Consider the following 15,780-nt stretch of genomic DNA (forward strand, 5'->3'; position numbering starts at 1 on the left):
AAACCTTTAAACAGGGGGTTGAATACTTTTCAACTCCCTGTTTCTTTTGAATGGAATTAAAAAATGCTTTAGCTAAACCTGTTTCATTAGCCTCCCGTTATTTTTCTTTAAAATGTCAGTTTTAAGACAATCTAATTTGAATAAATTCTGTATTTTCCAGTCTAAATACCATAAAATAACATGACAATGAATTTGAAAAAGAGCTTTTTTGCAATGATCCTAATGGCATTTGTAGGATTTGCTGCTACCGCACAAGAAAAACCAAGTCCTGCTAGGACAGCAGAAGGAACTGTAGGCGATGCCAAAATCACCATCAATTATAGTAGCCCTGCAGTAAAAGGTAGAGTGATTTGGGGAGATTTGGTTCCTTTGGGAGAGGTTTGGAGAGCTGGAGCGAATGAAGCAACCACCTTTACCACTACCAAGGATATCATGGTTGAAGGTAAAAAGTTACCTGCTGGAACGTATGGATTCTTTGTAATCCCTGGTGAAAACACATCTACATTCATTTTCAATGAAGTTGCCAAGCAGTGGGGAGCCTTTGATTATGATTCAAGCAAAGATGTGCTTAGAGTAAGTGTTCCTTCACAACAAACTTCTTCCATGGAAGAGCGATTGGTATATGAAGTGAAACCATCCAGCTTTGAAATTAGATGGGAATATGGAAAAGCATCTGCGAAATTAGGTTCTTAAGCCTATATCCTAAAAAAAGATGAAACCACGGGAATTTACCCGTGGTTTTTTTATGGATAAAAATTCAAGAATAGAAAGCTTATAACTGTCGGACAGGTTCGTAGGTATTTCTATCTTCTTTTTCTAGATAATTAACCAAGGGTCTTCCCATTCCCTCCCAAGCCACGGTCATTTGATCACCTGCTTTAAGTAGTATATTATTTCCAAAGCTAAAAGCATCTGCACCGTAAAAGTGGACATGTGTTTGTAAAGGAATTCGGTGAGAATCATACTTGAAATGGTGATACTCCAAGTTTTTCAAATTATGGCACATGTTCTTTTGACCTGAATTGATGTTGGAACTCCAGATCTGATCCCCATCTCTGGAAACAGTAACCTCCCCTGAAATCGATTCAAAATCCGCATCAATTACCAATTCCGGCCCAATCGCACAGGTTCTTATTTTAGAGGGAGCTAAATAGAGATAGTTTATTTTTTCCATCGCATGGTCAGAAAATTCATTTCCGATCGTCATCCCAATCCTGAATGGATTTCCTTCTCTATCAATGATATATACTCCTGCAATTTCCGGTTCTTCCCCTCCGTCATTCCCGAAATAGGGAATTAGAAGTTTGTCTCCATGTGCTCTCAATACCGCTCCATTTCCTTTAAAAAACCATTCCGGTTGAACTCCTATTTCGCCAGGAGCCGGATTTCCTCCTTTCACACCCATCTCGTACATTTTTAAACTATCCGTAACTTGCTGTTGTTGATCGCTGTGCATCATTTGACGATTTAACGCACTGTTATGATGGGTCAAGCCAGTGCCTGAAACCAGACATTGAAAAGAAGATTCTGGATGATCAAATGATGGAAGCAACTTCCATTCATTATTCATTGAATGGATAGAATCATAGTCTAGCTTTTCATCGGAAATACTGTTCTGGATCAGATTTATCAAACTTTGATTGGTATCAATAGCTTTTAAAGCAAGTTCATAAACCGAACCAAAGTCTTTTAAAAGTAGCAAATCAGGTTCTTGAACTTTTGCGATTCTTCGACCATTTTTTGGATGTGTCAATTGTACTAACCTTATGCTGTTTTTCATTTTTAAAAAGGGTTTAAGTTAATCTAGGAAACTAGATTCCGGACTATTTTTCAAAAGTTCCAAGAATAATTTCAGAAAAACTAAACTCCTTCCAAAAACATCTTTATACATGAAATTTGGATTCGTGTGTTTAGTCATCTTTGATGCTACTAGTATGTATCCTGTAGAAGGTTTGGATTTAACTTAAAGAATTGAAACCAGTTCCTGATTTTTGTTTTCTTCACCAGATTTGAGAGCTCAAAATGCATCCCCTACTTTTTAATCTTTTATTTTTGCATCCCATGCTTCAAAATTTCGATATTCATTCTTTTGACCTACCAGTAGCAGACATCATCCCTGAGGTAAGTCAACATCTTTCCGATTCTAATTCTCTGATCATTCAGGCTCCTCCAGGGGCGGGTAAAAGTACCTTGCTTCCTTTGTCCTTATTGGGGGAACCTTGGCTTAAAGGGAAGAAAATAATGATGTTGGAACCCAGACGTTTGGCTACTAAATCCATTGCCCAACGGATGGCAGCTATGACAAATACCAAGGTTGGGGATGTAATTGGCTATAGAATCCGTTTTGAATCTGTGGTATCCAAAAACACCCAACTAGAAGTGATCACCGAAGGAATTTTAACTCGGATGATGCACTCCGATAATAGCCTGGAAGATGTTGGTATGGTGATTTTTGATGAATTCCATGAGCGAAACCTTCATTCTGAAGTTGCTTTGGCACTTTGCAGAGAAATTCAGGAAGTATTAAGACCTGATTTGCGGATTTTATTGATGTCTGCAACCATCGACACCCCTACTCTTTCAGAGTTGCTGAATGCCGAAGTCATTCAAAGCAGTGGAAGACAATACCCTGTTGAAGTAGCCCATTTAGGGGAAATCGATGAATACAGTATTGGAGAGGATACTGCCCGCAAACTGATCCCACTCACGCATCAGCACCAAGGAGATTTTTTGGTGTTTTTACCTGGTCAAGGAGATATAAAAAAAGCGGAATCCATTTTAAGAAATGCCTTACCCGATGATATGGTTTTGCCTTTGTATGGTCAACTTTCTCCCAGCGCACAAAATAGAGCTATTCTTCCGGACCCTTCCGGAAAGAGGAAAATTGTCTTGTCGACAGATATCGCGGAAACCTCGCTTACCATAGAAGGCATCAAAGTGGTAGTAGATTCCGGGTATGCAAAGTCTTCCAAATTTGATCCTAGAACAGGTCTTTCTAGGCTTGTGTTACATAGGATCAGCAAGGACTCTGCTGATCAACGCTCAGGGCGTGCAGGAAGGTTAACAGCAGGGCATTCTTATAGACTTTGGACAAATGCCATTGAAAACCAGATGGCTGAATTTAGAACACCGGAATTATTGGAAGCAGACCTAGCTCCCATGGTGTTGGATATGAAGGCATGGGGACAGGAAGATATTCGAAACATGACTTGGCTCACCCCTCCTCCTTCCGGGACTTTATCATTGGCAGAAAAAACATTGGAGGCTATTGAGGCTTTGGAAGATGGGAATCTGACCGCTCATGGTAAAGAAATACACGGTGTTCCTACACATCCAAGGATCGCCCATATGTTATTGAATGCGAAGAACCATGATGAACTTGGATTGGGAACAGATATAGCCGCTTTATTGGATGAAAGAGATCCCTTAGGACCTGAAGCTGGTGTGGATCTAAACTTGAGAATTGAGGCCTTAAGAAAATATAGGGATCGTGGAGTGACCGTTTCCCGAATAAAAAAGATTGAAAAATTAGCATCTTCTTATAGATTCATGTTTAAGGTTGCTCCAGAAAACAAAGCAGTGGATCCTTGGATGACTGGTTTATTATTGGCTTATGCATATCCAGAAAGGATTGCAGCCGCTAGACCAGGTAACAATGCACAATTCCAACTGGCCAATGGAAAAATTGCCCAAATTGGTCACCGTGATGATTTAGCCCATGAATCTTGGCTGGCAGTAGCACATGTGGATGCAAGAGATGGGATGGGGAAAATCTGGATGGCCGCACCTATTAATCCAAAGGACTTGGCTCCCATGCTTAAAACAAAGGAAGTATTAAAATGGGATCGGAAGAAAGGTGGTTTACAGGCTCATTCTGAAATAAGGATTGGCTCTATTATACTTGGCACCAGACCTTTGGCGACCTATTCAGAAGGGAATGTCAAAGAAGCTATTTTAGAAGCAATCCGGGAAGAGGGAGAATATTTGTTGGATTTTAATGAGGCAGTAGAACAATTGATTTTAAGAGTTCAGTCCCTGAAAATATGGAATCCAGAACAGGAATGGCCGAATTGGTCTGTTGCTATGCTTTGCGAAACTCCCGAGAAATGGCTGGAGTTTTACTTACAGAACATCAAAAAGAATGAAGATTTAAAACAATTGAACCTGGTTCAGATTTTAAAAAATAGTCTTTCATTTGAATTACAGCAACTTTTGGATGAATTAGCTCCTACTTCGATAGATGTTCCATCTGGCAGCAAAATCAAATTGGAATACCGCTCAGAGGGAGAAATCCCTATTCTTTCGGTGAGACTTCAGGAACTATTTGGGTTGCTGGAAACACCTAAAATCAATGCAGGAAAAATCCCTGTATTAATAGAAATGCTATCGCCCGGCTTCAAGCCTGTACAATTAACCCAGGATTTGAAAAGCTTTTGGCAACATGGGTATTTTGAAGTGAAAAAAGAATTAAAGAGAAGATACCCCAAACATGAATGGCCAGAGGATCCAATTTCAGCTGAAGCAGTAAGAGGGGTGAAAAGGAGGACTTAATCTAAGTTGTCCAGGTAATCCAAAAATTTTAAAAATGAGGCAATGGTAAAAGGTGTCATTTGTTTTTCCTCAATATGTTCCAAAAACAACTGCCGTAAATAAGGATAGTCCTTGGGATTAAATAGTTTGCTTAAAGCAGTGGCCCGAAATGCATTGTAGACAAAATTATGTGTTTTGAAAAAGTTTGACTTTCTCTCGAAGAAAGCAATTTCCAAATTCAAAGGATCGATCATTTTATCTAACCAAGGAATACCATCAGAAAGTAAAAATTCTTCACCTCGATGGAGCATATCAGTTAAATCTTCCTCGCCATGAATGATAAATGATCGAGGAACATTCTTACTGATTTTATCTTGTGATTGAACTAAAGTGATGGACCGCTCAGAAAAACCGCTCAAAGTGGGAAGAAATTCATGGATTAACTCTTCAACCTGATGGATTCGGATACCAAAGTTGTATTCCAGACAGGTTCCCCTTGAATCTTCATGGTGATGAACAAAAATCACTTGGCTTCCAATGGGAAATCTTTTTTGAAACAACATATAATTCTGATTGATCTCGAAGCCATGATCGAGAAAAAACTGAATATGAAGTCCAAAAAAGTCTATGTTTTTCATGTTTATTTAAACATGAGAATAGTAATTTTGTTGCCGATTATTCAGAAAATAATTCCTTCATTTCTAGCAACATAGGTTCGACTTCAGCTTTTTTAATGGCTAGACTTCCTTCGTCTTCGGGGTTGTGTAAGTAATGGTTCCAATGCTTTTCGGCCTTGCGAATGGTTCTTGGGGTAATTTCGAATTCCACACTATCTAAATACTCTTTTGCCAGTGTCTCAGCTTTAAAGTTTCCGAATAGATACACCCTAAAAATATCGACGAAGCTTTCACTCAAATCAAATTCCTCCAAAACTTGTACAAATGCACCTTGGTTCTTTTGATTTTTCTTATCTCTAATTGCAGTAAAAATAGCTTCCAAAGCCTCGTTGTTGAAACTCGTTTTCGCCAATGCTTTACATGCTAAATAAGCAATCTCCCAATTATCTCCTTTGACGAGTTCAATCAGTTTGTCTTTGACTTCCTCCGTATTGATCTTTCCTAGCTTTTCGGCAAAATAGAAAGCTTCTTTTTCATTGGGATCACAAATTTTGTCAAAAAGTTTTTGAGTTTCCTCCTGCATAAATTTTCAGTTTATTTGCACAAAGATAATTGAATTGTCATCCAAATCATGTCTACAGGAAATTACCAAGAGATCAATTCCACCATTTTTTCAAATCTTCAGAATAAAGCCATTGATATGGGTTTGCAGCAAACTTATTTACCCGAATCACATCAATTGGAGTTTAGCGAGAATAATGAATGGTTACTGAAAGTTTCCTTGCCTTGGTCGATGGAGTTTAGTAGGACAAAGGGGTTACTCAAGAGAGAGGATTACCATTTGGCATTGGTGATGATCCGGGCCGGCATCGCATGTATGGGTTACTTTCATAATGGAGAAATGGTCAACCATAAAGTTTTCAGGGCATATATGGTGCGACAAAAGCAAGGAAAAAGTCAAATTAAATATTTGAAAACCAAAGGAAAATCTAGAGCAGGTTCAAGAATAAGATTAGGTGAATCTGAACAGTTTTTTGAAGACATAAATGAACGCCTACTAAATTATTCTGATCAGTATCCTATTACTCATTGGGGGATTTCCTGTAGTAAGACCTTATGGCCGTATTTTTTTGGAGCGAACCCTCCTCCTCCATTTGGAAAGAAACAGGAAAACTTAATGAGCATCCCTTTTCATGTACAGCATCCTGATTTTGAAACTCTACAGGAAATCCATAGGAAATTGAATTCTTTTCAATTACTGATTTCTGATTTGGGAAGGAGGAAATTTGATACAATCGAAGGTCAAACCCCGCCGAAAAAACAGGATCAAGACCTGGAAGATTGGTAGGAAGATATTCTTTCCGAAAGTTCCCTATAAATAAAAAGACCTGAATTTCTTCAGGTCTTTCCGTTAGTGGTTAAGGTGATTTTACTCTTTATGATCTGGTCCCATATCAAAGGAGGTAGATAACATGTTAATGGTTTCGTGAGCTACTTTTATGTTATACTCATAAGCCAGACTTTTATAATTGACTAAGTCAACGATCGTACCGATAAAGCAAAGACCTACGGTCAAAATATAGAGAATACCCAGTCCTATTTGTCCTAGGATAAATCGATGCAAACCAGCGAAGCCAAAGAAACCTAGCAAAGTAAGGATTAAGATCATTTGAGCATCTTTTCGTCTTGCTCTATAAACTTGTGCAAATAGAGATGCTTGGTCTTCGTCCATGTTTTTCATCAATCCCTGGATATATCCCAGTTCCATTCCTTCCAATTCAGGAAGATGTCTCAATACATTAGCCATAATTGTGTGTTGTTTTAAGGTTTTTAATTAGTTGCCAAATTCTAGAGAAAATCACTACGTAAGCAAGCATCGCCAAAGGATGCATGGACCATGAAGCTTGAAAATCGCCTCTTGCAAGGAGATTCATAGATCTTCCCAATCCACATCCTGGACACCAACTAAATCCAAGTTGATCCAAAGGGCAAAGACTCATATGAGGCTCAGCACCCGGTTCAAGCATCAGGATTGCTATCAAACTCCCTATCCAGAAGAATAGCTCTAGGGGGAATCGTTGTAGCCGTTGTGTTATTTCCTTCATGCCTATTATGATACGAAAAAGGTGCCATTACCTAAACATAGCCTAAATAGCCCAATTTCGAAGGTTACAAAAAATATATGAGTGGTAAACGTACAAATTTATGTACGATTATGAACGCTTTTGTTCAGGTAAATGAATCTGTACTGCCTCTCCGAATTGATTGGAATAGCTCAATTCGAATTCTTTCATGAATCTAGCATGAGATTGGTTACCGGCATAATTTTTCCAGCCTAATAATTTAAAAATTGACCCGACTACCTCTGGGATAAAAATAGGTTCAGAGTGAATCCCTAAGGCTTGAGAAGCTTCCTTTCCCACCAAAAATGAAACGAGCGCTTCTGATTTTCCCTTAAGGAAGGTTTCCTTTTGGTTTTGCTCAAAGTAGCTCAATAGGGATTGGATCAATTTCTCACCTGCCGCGGAATTTCTTAAATGTCTTTTTCTAATCAATTGCTCTAAAACAAATGCCTCTTTGCTTGTCTCTGGCCAAAACTCAGTCTGGATACCCAATAATTTCCCCAAATATTTCCAATAGGCTAAAAGATTCTCACTTTCCTCTTTGGTGACAGTAGCTCTCACTTTTCTCATTCCCCTGACCACCAGTAAACTAAAAGCGAGATTGGTGCCGATCAGATCCTCTTGATTAATGGGTTTACCAAATTCGGGCTTCCAATCATGGGCATAATGATGAATGAAAAATCTACTGTATGCATGGATTAAGCGAATTTTAGCGCATGTCAAAAAAGCCTGATATGAATCAATAAAAGCTCCGGGTTTAAATACATCCAAAAGAAATTTTGCTGTTTCTCCTAAGCGTTTACCCGAATCTTCTAGGATTCTCTTAGATCTAACAAGTACTTCTGCTCCATTGGCAAAAGCATAACAATAAGGCAAGGAATAAAATCCCAACATGGCTAAATAGGTATCTCCTCGCTTATTAAAAAACGCTTGCCCCTGAATCAAGGATTTTCTTTCTTGACTGGTAGCAGGATTATTATAATCTTCGAAAAATAAATGAAGTGATGCTGGGAAATGAGCAGGGATCTTAGAAGGGATTTCTTCCCATAGGTTGATTTCTGAACTTAACTCAGGAAAATTGATTAGATCCATCACAGCTCGGTCAGCCAGTGGATCTTCTTGTTTTCTCAGTTCATCGAACTGTTGAGGATGGTACAATTTTAGTTTACTCACAGCTTTCTAACATGCATTTTGTACTTTGGTTGATCAATTTTAGAAAAAAATGAAAATTCTATATACCCTATTACTAGTTAGTCTTTCCAGTTTTTCCGGAATTGTTCTAGCTCAAGGGGGATTTGACCTTTGGGTAGTTGAAACATCAGGGAAATCCGGTAACCTCAAAATACATCCTGAAACAGCTTATGCTTTGACTGATAGGCCTGAATATGATAATCAGCCCAGCTTTATCAACGAATACCAGATGGTTTTTTCGGCGGCAGATGAAAATGATAATTTTGATATCATTGTATACAACTTCAATTCCAAGAAGTTTACCAATATGAGCCGTACTTCCGATAGGAATGAAAACTCACCCACCATTACAGATTGTGGGATGTATATTTCTGCGGTAGTATCAGAACCGGATAAAAAACAACGGATATGGTTATATCCAATTAATTTTGAACCTGCCGAGCTTTTGTATGATGACATTGAACCGGTAGGTTATTACGACTGGTATGATAATAAAGCAGCGATGTTTGTTTTGGGAGATCCTAATACCTTGGTTTATGCCAGAGGGAGAAATGATTTGATAGAAATTGATTCAAATGTGGCTCGATCAATTAATAAACGTCCAAAAACCAGTGAAATAACTTATTTATCTACTGCTGATTTTCGTAATGTTGCGGATCAACAAGCCTACCTTTTAAAAAGTTATGATATTGAGACCGGGGAAAGAGCTGAATATGGTTTTGGATTGGAAGGCTCTCAGGATTTCATTTGGCTGGATAAAAAGTATTTATTGATGGCAAAAGGGAATGACATTTATAAAAGAAAATACACAGATAATAACTGGGAACTGATGGGAACCATCCAATCTGATACCCACCAAAACATATCAAGAATGGCTTACAGCGAAGATTTAGATCTTTTAGTAGTAGCCATGGAAAGAAAATAATAACTAAACTTTATGAATCCAATCAAACACACGCTCATTTTTGCCGCGCTTTTAGCCTCCAATACTTTATTGGCCCAAATTGAAGATAGAGGTGGTGTAGTAGCAAGAAATGCTGAATTAGTAAAAGTGAAGGATGGTTTTACCTTTACAGAAGGCCCTGCAGTAAACCGAATGGGAGATATCTTTTTCACTGATCAACCCAATAATAAGATTTATAAATGGTCTGCCGGCAGCAATGAAATCACCCTTTTTAAGGAAAACGCAGGTCGGTCAAATGGAATGTATTTCTTACTGAATAATACCTTGATTACCTGTGCTGATGAAAAAAATGAACTTTGGTCAATAGATCAGGATGGAAATGAAGAGGTAATTTTATCAGGGTTTAAAGGAAATAAATTAAATGGACCAAACGACCTTTGGGTTCGTCCAAAAGGTGGGTTGTTCTTTACTGACCCGCTTTATCCTAGAGAATATTGGGAAGGTAATCGAAGTCCAGAAATGGAACAAGATGGTCAGCATGTATATTTTGTTTCTGAAGACCGGTCGGAGTTTTTCCAAGTAACGGATGATTTGGTTAAACCCAATGGAATTGTAGGGACACCTGACGGCAAATACTTATTTGTATCCGATATCGGAGCCAACAAAACCTACAAATATGAAATCCGGGAAGATGGATATCTTACGAATAAAACCCTTTTCTGTGAAAAAGGCTCTGATGGGATGACCATTGATTTTAAAGGGAATTTGTACTTGACCGGAGATGGGGTAACCGTATTCAATAGGAATGGAGATCAAATTGCTCATATCCCTGTACCCGCTAAATGGACAGCCAATGTAGTTTTTGGAGCATTGGATAGAAAGACGCTATTTATTACTGCCATGGATGCGGTATATACACTTCAAATGAAAACCAGAGGAGTTTGGTAAAAAAAATGGGGATTAACAATCCCCATCTAGTTCACAAGAATTTTCATCTGAGCCCTGAACAAATTGTAGTTCAGGGTTTTCTTTTATAAAATCGGCCCAAGCTTTTTCTAACGTTTGGTCAAATACCTGATCTGCTTGTGCACCGGATATACCAAACTTCCTATCCAAAACAAAGAAAGGAACACCTTGAACCCCTATTAGTCTGGACTCATAGATATCCTTTTCAACTTCTTCATGAAACTTATCGGACTCAAGCATTGCTTTGATTTCTCCGGCATCCAATCCCACTTCCGTACCTAAATTCTGTAAGGTTTCGAAATCATCCACATTTTCTCCTTGTGTAAAATAAGCGTTCAATAACCGCTCCTTCATGTCAGCCCCTTTTCCAGCAACTTCCGCAAAGTGAATCAGTCGATGGGCATTTTTTGTATTGGCCACCACTGTTTGTTCCATGTTGAATTCCAATCCCTCTGATTTAGCCATTTCTACCACTTGTGAAGTAATCTGAAGGGTTTGTGGCATTGACCAACCTTTAGATTTGGAAAGATATTCTAAGGAATTTAAGGATGGATCTGTCACTTGATCTGGATTCAATTGGAAACTCTTCCATTCGATCTTCACCTGGTTTTTATGAGGAAATTTAGCTAGGGCTTTTTCCAGTTTTCTTTTTCCGATGTAGCAAAATGGACAAACTACATCAGACCAAATTTCAATTTTCATAAGATTTTAATTTACTTATGTTCAAATAGAATTTTAAACAAAAGAGTTCACTGAGCACATTGAAAACCAAAGAATGCCCTTCCTGCGCAATGGAAGTTGATGTAAATGCGAAAGTTTGTCCGATCTGTCAATTTGAATTTCCAAAAAAATCCCCTTGGATCATGTGGATGGCAATTTTCCTTTTAATCGTATGGATTGTATCTTACATTCTTTAAGAATCTCCTCCCCATGAATAAAAGATCCTTTATTAAATCACTAGCCCTATTAGGCTTTAGTTCAAGTTCCCTTTTTAACTCAAAAGCGAAAGCTAAAAGCATTTATGAGCTAGATTTTAATGCGCCTGATATTTGGGATCAGATTCGTGCGGCCTATAAGTTGAAGCCAGACTATGTCAATTTAGAAAATGGATATTATTGTTTCTTACCAGAGGAAACACTGGAAAAGTATATTCAGCATTTGAGGGATGTAAATTACCATGCCTCTAGCTATATGAGAACTGTTCAATGGGATAATAAAGCTAAGTCTGCCGCCAAAGTTGCGGAATTAATCGGGGCTGGTCCTGAAGAGGTGGTTTTGACTAGGAATACTACAGAATCAATTGATTTGATTATTTCTGGATATCCCTGGAAAAAAGGAGACGAAGCCATTGTTTCCAATCAGGATTATGGCAGTTTGCTGAATATGTTTGAACTGGCCGAAAGAAGATACGGAATCAAAGTAAAACGTATCGACATTCCCATGCATCCTGAGAATGATGAAGAAATAGTAGATGTTTACGAAAAAGCCATTACTCCGAAAACGAAATTAATGATGGTGCCTCATATCGTGAATATCACAGGACATATTCTTCCTGTTCGAAAAATTGCGGATATGGCCCATAGCCATGGAGTCGAAATTATGCTGGACGGGGCGCATGCGGTAGGTCATTTTGATTTCAATATTTCAGAATTGAATTGTGACTATTATGGCTCTAGCCTACATAAATGGCTAAGTGTACCCCTAGGTTGTGGGATGCTTTATGTTAAAAAAGGGAAAAGCCAGCAGATAAGACCTTTGCTTGCTCCTTACGAATTAGATCAAAAGACCCTCTTGAATTTAAATCATACAGGTACCCACGCAGTTTCTACTGATTTGGCGGTTCTTGATGCCATTGATTTTCACAATAAGATGGGCAGCAAGCGAAAAGAAGAGCGCTTAAGGTATATTCAAAAATATTGGTCAGATCAGGTCAGGGATTTGCCAGGGGTCAATGTCAATACTCCAAAGGAACCCCAAAGGTCTTGTGGGATCGGGAATGTGGGCATAGATGCAGTGGAACCTGCAGATATGGCCAAGATTTTAATGGATAAATATAAGATTTATACAGTGGGTATTAATGGTTCAGGTGTGCGTGGATGTAGAATATCCCCAAATGTGTACACTTCTGAAAATGACATGGATCAGTTTGTGAAAGCTATTAAAGAAATGTCAGGAAATGCATAACGGAATTTTATTTGGTTAAAACTCCCAAACAGGAATTATTGGTGGATATGAGTGTTATGGCAAAACTTTTGCAATGAACCTTAAAAAAAATAAAGAATTACTTGCAATTAGTTTTCAAAGAGTCCAAATTTGCTCCCCGAATCGAATGAACACCCTTTCACACATAGCGCCAGCTTTCATACATGCACTTCCTGTAGCAATAGTGAAGCCTGTTATGTTATTTTTCACTCCTTTGAGGAGGTATAGGTTCTTTTTTAGGGTTTAACCCTTTTTGTTACACTTCGTTTTCCTACGTGGAGAACATATTCGCCTAATTCTTCCTGTTCTACTAATTTCCCCGAATCTTTTCGGGATATCCTTCATGCATTCAAACATGGAAAATATATCATTTAAAATCATAATGGCTGAGCCATACCACAAAAAATACGCAACCATCATCACTGATGAGATGGAAAATTCTGCGAAAGCTCGTGGTACAGGTATCGCTAAAAGAAGCCCAGCATACATCGAAACAAAAATGGATGAGGGGAAGGCAGTCATTGCGTTAACCCAAGATGGAACCTGGGCTGGATTCTGCTATATAGAAGCTTGGGGGCATGGAAAATATGTTGCCAATTCAGGTCTAATTGTAGCTCCGGAATTTAGAAAATACGGACTTGCTAGAATGATCAAGCAAGAAATTTTCAAATTAAGTAGAAAGAAATATCCTGACTCCAAGATTTTCGGATTGACTACGGGTGCAGCAGTTATGAAAATCAACTCAGGTTTGGGCTATATTCCAGTTTCCTATGCCGATTTGACGGATGACAATGAATTTTGGAAAGGATGTCAAAGTTGTGTCAATTATGAGATTTTGATGAGTAAAAATCGTCAAAATTGCCTTTGTACCGCCATGTTGTATGATCCTGAAGCGAAAAAAAACCATGTAGAAGAACTCGCTTTAAGAAAGGATTTCAAGAAAGAGATCAAATTGTTTGACCGATGGGTTAGATTAAAAAAATATGTGATGTTGAAAATCAATAAGTCCAAAGCTTCTGTGTTCAGCATCTTTTAATAAAATTACCAGACCAATTGCCTAATTAAAAACTGATGAAAAAAATTGTTTTAGCCTACAGTGGTGGATTAGACACCACCTTTTGTGCCCTTCACCTATCCAAAGAGTTAGGGTATGAAGTTCATGCCGTATTAGTTAATACAGGCGGATTTTCAACTGAAGAATTGAAAACTATTGAAGAAAGGGCTGGAAGTCTGGGCATTGCTTCTTTTAAGGTGTTGGATGTGGTAGAAACGTATTACCAAGAAGTTATTAAGTATTTAATTTTTGGGAATGTCTTAAAAAATCAAACCTATCCCCTATCTGTATCGGCTGAAAGAATCCTTCAGGCTAAATCTTTAGCAGAATATGCCAAATCAATCGGTGCTAAATCTGTAGCACATGGATCCACTGGCGCCGGAAATGATCAGGTACGATTTGATATGATCTTTCAAACCATTGTTCCGGATATTGAAATCATTACTCCTATCCGTGACCTGAAATTAAGTAGACAGGAAGAGATTGATTATCTGAAAATGCATGGCGTTTCCATGAACTTTGAAAAAGCAGCATATTCCATCAATAAAGGTATTTGGGGAACTTCAGTGGGAGGTAAAGAAACCTTAACCTCCTCAGATTATTTACCTGAATCTGCTTGGCCAACACAAGTAACCGAAACAGAAGCCAAAGAAATTACTTTAACCTTTGAAAAAGGTGAATTAGTTGGTGTCAATAACAAGACTTACGAGCATGCAACAGATGCCATTCTTGAGGTTCAGACATTGGCGGCTCCCTACGGAATCGGTAGAGATATTCACGTAGGTGATACCATTATCGGAATTAAAGGAAGAGTAGGATTTGAAGCAGCTGCTCCTTTGGTCATTATCAAAGGACACCAATTGTTAGAAAAGCACACGCTTACCAAGTGGCAAATGTTCTGGAAAAACCAACAGGCGGAATTTTATGGAAATCACCTTCATGAAGGCCATTACCTGGATCCAGTGATGAGAAATTTGGAGGCATTCCTACAAAGCACGCAGGAATATGTTTCAGGCACAGTTAGAGTATTACTTCAACCTTATCGATTTACCCTATTGGGAATTATCTCTGACCATGATTTGATGTCCAATAAATTTGGAAGCTATGGGGAAATGAATAAAGGATATACTGCTGATGATGTAAAAGGATTTACCAGAATATTAGGGAATCAAACTGCCATCTTCCACAAGGTAAACGGAGAACATGAATAAGATAAAAACAGCCATCATAGGCGCTGCAGGATATACCGGAGGAGAATTGTTGCGTATCCTGGTAAATCATCCAGCCTGCGAATTGGTGTATGTGCACAGTAATAGCCAAAAAGGAAAAAAAGTCACGGAAGTTCATCCTGATTTAATCGGGGATTGTGAATTGGTATTTACGGATGAAGTGGATACCTATGGAATTCAAGCTGTATTTCTTGGTCTTCCCCATGGGCAGACCAAATCTTTCTTAGAGGAAAATCCTTTTCCTGAAGAAACGGTAATCATTGATTTATCTACTGATTTCAGAGATGAGTCCAATGGCTTTATTTACGGTCTTCCTGAAGTAAATTCAGCTAACATCAAAAAGGCTAAAAGAATCGCAAATCCAGGTTGTTTTGCCACAGGAATCCAATTGGCTTTGGCTCCTGCGATTGCTGCAGGCTGGGCTACTGATACGGTTCATATAACTGGTGTCACAGGTAGTACAGGTGCCGGAAAAAAATTGGCTGAGACTTCCCACTTCAGCTACAGATCTTCCAATATGTCGGTGTACAAATTATTTACTCACCAGCACTTGAAAGAAATAAGGCAGACTTTTAATCAACTGAATTCTGGTTTTGATGCAGATTTGCTTTTTGTTCCTTACCGTGGGAATTTTCCGAGAGGGATTTGGGTAACTACCTATTTACCTTTTAACGGATCGGAAGAAGAAGCTAGAAAAGTGTACCAGGATTTTTATAAAAATGCTGCGTTTACGCATGTTTCCGATCAGGATATAGATATGAAACAAGCTGTAAATACCAATAAGTGCATCATCTATGTTCAAAAAGAGGCGGGTCAATTAGTGATTTATTCTGCTATTGACAACTTGTTGAAGGGGGCTTCTGGTCAAGCAGTACAAAATTTCAACTTGGCTTTTGGATTAGATGAAAAAACAGGTTTAAACCTGAAAAGTATCGCTTTTTAAAAAATGGAATTTGTTCCTACT

General features: G+C 38.4%; 16 protein-coding genes. 9 read left to right on the forward strand and 7 right to left on the reverse strand.

Features of this window, described 5'->3' with window-relative positions; genetic code table 11:
• Positions 1-186 precede the first annotated feature (186 nt).
• Positions 187-693: a DUF2911 domain-containing protein gene (locus BUR11_RS07215; RefSeq protein WP_373398508.1), complete on the forward strand. Its 507-nt coding sequence runs from the start codon at positions 187-189 to the stop codon at positions 691-693.
• A 79-nt stretch (positions 694-772) separates the two neighbouring features.
• Here BUR11_RS07215 and araD1 read toward each other — a convergent pair whose 3' ends face one another.
• Positions 773-1,780 (reverse strand): AraD1 family protein, encoded by a 1,008-nt coding sequence (gene araD1 / locus BUR11_RS07220; RefSeq protein ID WP_074224126.1) that lies wholly within the window; start codon positions 1,778-1,780, stop codon positions 773-775.
• 281 nt (positions 1,781-2,061) lie between these two features.
• On the opposite strand from araD1, the gene hrpB reads away from it, so the two are divergent.
• Entirely contained in the window at positions 2,062-4,551 is a 2,490-nt protein-coding gene (gene hrpB, locus BUR11_RS07225) for an ATP-dependent helicase HrpB (protein ID WP_074225163.1), read from the forward strand.
• On the opposite strand, the gene BUR11_RS07230 is transcribed toward hrpB, so the two are convergent.
• Together BUR11_RS07230 and BUR11_RS07235 are read right to left on the reverse strand one after the other, a co-directional pair.
• Positions 4,548-5,168, reverse strand: a complete 621-nt coding sequence (locus tag BUR11_RS07230) for a hypothetical protein (RefSeq protein ID WP_074224128.1) — start codon at positions 5,166-5,168, stop codon at positions 4,548-4,550. The genes hrpB and BUR11_RS07230 overlap by 4 nt on opposite strands.
• Positions 5,169-5,205: 37 nt before the next feature.
• Positions 5,206-5,730, reverse strand: a complete 525-nt coding sequence (locus tag BUR11_RS07235; protein WP_074224129.1) for a HEAT repeat domain-containing protein — start codon at positions 5,728-5,730, stop codon at positions 5,206-5,208.
• Positions 5,731-5,778: 48 nt separating this feature from the next.
• Here BUR11_RS07235 and BUR11_RS07240 point away from each other — a divergent pair, with 48 nt between their 5' ends.
• Positions 5,779-6,495 (forward strand): hypothetical protein, encoded by a 717-nt coding sequence (locus BUR11_RS07240; protein WP_074224130.1) that lies wholly within the window; start codon positions 5,779-5,781, stop codon positions 6,493-6,495.
• Positions 6,496-6,576: 81 nt separating this feature from the next.
• Here BUR11_RS07240 and BUR11_RS07245 read toward each other — a convergent pair whose 3' ends face one another.
• From BUR11_RS07245 to BUR11_RS07255, 3 genes are all read right to left on the reverse strand, one after another.
• Positions 6,577-6,954: a TM2 domain-containing protein gene (locus BUR11_RS07245; RefSeq protein WP_074224131.1), complete on the reverse strand. Its 378-nt coding sequence runs from the start codon at positions 6,952-6,954 to the stop codon at positions 6,577-6,579.
• Complete coding sequence (locus tag BUR11_RS07250) at positions 6,947-7,252, reverse strand: DUF2752 domain-containing protein (RefSeq protein WP_074224133.1); 306 nt, start codon at positions 7,250-7,252, stop codon at positions 6,947-6,949. Before BUR11_RS07250 ends, BUR11_RS07245 begins: the two co-directional genes overlap by 8 nt.
• 108 nt (positions 7,253-7,360) lie before the next feature.
• On the reverse strand, positions 7,361-8,443 hold the full coding sequence (locus tag BUR11_RS07255; RefSeq protein ID WP_074224134.1) for an oxygenase MpaB family protein: 1,083 nt from the start codon (positions 8,441-8,443) through the stop codon (positions 7,361-7,363).
• A 49-nt stretch (positions 8,444-8,492) separates the two neighbouring features.
• Here BUR11_RS07255 and BUR11_RS07260 point away from each other — a divergent pair, with 49 nt between their 5' ends.
• Positions 8,493-9,386, forward strand: a complete 894-nt coding sequence (locus BUR11_RS07260; protein WP_074224135.1) for a TolB-like translocation protein — start codon at positions 8,493-8,495, stop codon at positions 9,384-9,386.
• Positions 9,387-9,398: 12 nt separating this feature from the next.
• Entirely contained in the window at positions 9,399-10,313 is a 915-nt protein-coding gene (locus BUR11_RS07265; RefSeq protein WP_074224136.1) for an SMP-30/gluconolactonase/LRE family protein, read from the forward strand.
• Positions 10,314-10,325: 12 nt separating this feature from the next.
• On the opposite strand, the gene BUR11_RS07270 is transcribed toward BUR11_RS07265, so the two are convergent.
• Complete coding sequence (locus BUR11_RS07270; RefSeq protein WP_074224137.1) at positions 10,326-11,033, reverse strand: DsbA family oxidoreductase; 708 nt, start codon at positions 11,031-11,033, stop codon at positions 10,326-10,328.
• Between the two features lie 228 nt (positions 11,034-11,261).
• On the opposite strand from BUR11_RS07270, the gene BUR11_RS07280 reads away from it, so the two are divergent.
• The 4 genes from BUR11_RS07280 to argC all read left to right on the forward strand — a co-directional run bounded on the left by BUR11_RS07280 (position 11,262) and on the right by argC (position 15,759).
• Positions 11,262-12,515 carry an aminotransferase class V-fold PLP-dependent enzyme gene (locus tag BUR11_RS07280; protein WP_074224139.1) on the forward strand — a complete coding sequence of 418 codons (1,254 nt, stop codon included), beginning with the start codon at positions 11,262-11,264 and terminating at the stop codon, positions 12,513-12,515.
• Positions 12,516-12,888: 373 nt separating this feature from the next.
• Positions 12,889-13,569, forward strand: a complete 681-nt coding sequence (locus BUR11_RS07285; RefSeq protein WP_074224140.1) for a GNAT family N-acetyltransferase — start codon at positions 12,889-12,891, stop codon at positions 13,567-13,569.
• A gap of 35 nt (positions 13,570-13,604) precedes the next feature.
• Positions 13,605-14,798: an argininosuccinate synthase gene (locus BUR11_RS07290; RefSeq protein ID WP_074224141.1), complete on the forward strand. Its 1,194-nt coding sequence runs from the start codon at positions 13,605-13,607 to the stop codon at positions 14,796-14,798.
• Entirely contained in the window at positions 14,791-15,759 is a 969-nt protein-coding gene (gene argC / locus BUR11_RS07295; protein WP_074224142.1) for an N-acetyl-gamma-glutamyl-phosphate reductase, read from the forward strand. Before BUR11_RS07290 ends, argC begins: the two co-directional genes overlap by 8 nt.
• Positions 15,760-15,780 lie beyond the last annotated feature (21 nt).

This window comes from Algoriphagus halophilus (assembly GCF_900129785.1).
Taxonomy (GTDB): Bacteria; Bacteroidota; Bacteroidia; order Cytophagales; family Cyclobacteriaceae; genus Algoriphagus; species Algoriphagus halophilus.

What these genes read in the sequence shown, in the direction of transcription:
- BUR11_RS07290 (WP_074224141.1), top strand. Translation starts at nt 13,605, where the DNA reads ATGAAAAAAATTGTTTTAGCCTACAGTGGTGGATTAGACACCACCTTT.
- BUR11_RS07270 (WP_074224137.1), bottom strand. Translation starts at nt 11,033, where the DNA reads ATGAAAATTGAAATTTGGTCTGATGTAGTTTGTCCATTTTGCTACATC.
- BUR11_RS07240 (WP_074224130.1), top strand. Translation starts at nt 5,779, where the DNA reads ATGTCTACAGGAAATTACCAAGAGATCAATTCCACCATTTTTTCAAAT.
- BUR11_RS07215 (WP_373398508.1), top strand. Translation starts at nt 187, where the DNA reads ATGAATTTGAAAAAGAGCTTTTTTGCAATGATCCTAATGGCATTTGTA.
- argC (WP_074224142.1), top strand. Translation starts at nt 14,791, where the DNA reads ATGAATAAGATAAAAACAGCCATCATAGGCGCTGCAGGATATACCGGA.
- BUR11_RS07245 (WP_074224131.1), bottom strand. Translation starts at nt 6,954, where the DNA reads ATGGCTAATGTATTGAGACATCTTCCTGAATTGGAAGGAATGGAACTG.
- BUR11_RS07265 (WP_074224136.1), top strand. Translation starts at nt 9,399, where the DNA reads ATGAATCCAATCAAACACACGCTCATTTTTGCCGCGCTTTTAGCCTCC.
- BUR11_RS07285 (WP_074224140.1), top strand. Translation starts at nt 12,889, where the DNA reads ATGGAAAATATATCATTTAAAATCATAATGGCTGAGCCATACCACAAA.
- BUR11_RS07260 (WP_074224135.1), top strand. Translation starts at nt 8,493, where the DNA reads ATGAAAATTCTATATACCCTATTACTAGTTAGTCTTTCCAGTTTTTCC.
- BUR11_RS07280 (WP_074224139.1), top strand. Translation starts at nt 11,262, where the DNA reads ATGAATAAAAGATCCTTTATTAAATCACTAGCCCTATTAGGCTTTAGT.
- hrpB (WP_074225163.1), top strand. Translation starts at nt 2,062, where the DNA reads ATGCTTCAAAATTTCGATATTCATTCTTTTGACCTACCAGTAGCAGAC.
- BUR11_RS07230 (WP_074224128.1), bottom strand. Translation starts at nt 5,168, where the DNA reads ATGAAAAACATAGACTTTTTTGGACTTCATATTCAGTTTTTTCTCGAT.
- BUR11_RS07235 (WP_074224129.1), bottom strand. Translation starts at nt 5,730, where the DNA reads ATGCAGGAGGAAACTCAAAAACTTTTTGACAAAATTTGTGATCCCAAT.
- araD1 (WP_074224126.1), bottom strand. Translation starts at nt 1,780, where the DNA reads ATGAAAAACAGCATAAGGTTAGTACAATTGACACATCCAAAAAATGGT.
- BUR11_RS07250 (WP_074224133.1), bottom strand. Translation starts at nt 7,252, where the DNA reads ATGAAGGAAATAACACAACGGCTACAACGATTCCCCCTAGAGCTATTC.